This window comes from Actinacidiphila sp. bgisy145 (assembly GCF_057708125.1).
In genome coordinates, this window is sequence record NZ_JBYIRL010000118.1 from 1 (window position 1) to 899 (window position 899).

At 66.2% G+C, this 899-nt stretch carries 1 pseudogene; it reads right to left on the bottom strand.

Annotated features, from left to right (window positions below):
- Positions 1-58 precede the first annotated feature (58 nt).
- Positions 59-806: pseudogene (locus tag AC3ERT_RS36545) on the bottom strand (IS5 family transposase).
- Positions 807-899 lie beyond the last annotated feature (93 nt).

Below are 899 nucleotides of genomic sequence, written 5' to 3' on the forward strand. Positions count from 1 at the left end.
AGAACTCGTAACACGATCATGATCATCTGTTGTTGAGGCGTCGCCAGCAGATGAGTGCTCAGGCGAGTGAGACGAAGGCGTTGTGGAGGTCGAGGCGTCGTTCCCAGCGGACGGCAAGTCGCTTGAACTGGTGGAGCTGGGCGAAGGTCTGCTCGACGACGTAGCGGAGCCTGCCGAGGCCGATGATGTCCCGTGATCCTTTCCGGGAGATGACCGGCAGGATCCGGCGCTGGCGGAGTTGTCGGCGGTTGGGGTTGCTGTCGTATCCCTTGCCCCGAGCAGGGCTTCGGGGCGGCAGCGCGGTCGGCCGGGACGGCCGGCGACGGGCGGGATACCGTCGACGAGGTCGATGGTCTGGGTGACGTCGTTGACGTTGGCGGCGGTGGTGATCACGTAGAACGGAATTCCGCCGCCGTCGCTGATCAGGTGGTGTTTGCTGCCGGTCTTGCGGCGGTCGACCGGCGAGGGGCCGGTCGCCTCGCCCCCTTTTTCGCGCGCACGTGGGAGGCGTCCACGCAGGCGCGCGTCCAGTCGATCAGGCCGGCCGCGTTCAGCTCGGCCAGGAGTATGCGGTGCAGGTCCTGGAACACTCCGGCCTCCTGCCAGCGGCCCAGGCGCCGCCAGCAGGTCTGTCCGGAGCCGAAGCCGAGCTCCAGCGGCAACTGCTGCCAGGTGATGCCGGTATACAGCACGAACAGGATGCCCTGCAGGCAGCGCCGATCATCCACAGGACGCGGACCCGGCGACCGGTCCGGCCACGCCGGAAGCAGCAGCTCGATCCGAACCCACAGCTCGTCGTCCACGATCCACGGCTTCTTGCTCACACCATCACGAACGGACGAATCGTCACATCGGTCACGCCCCACCAGCAACGAACACCAAGATCGTGTTACGAGTTC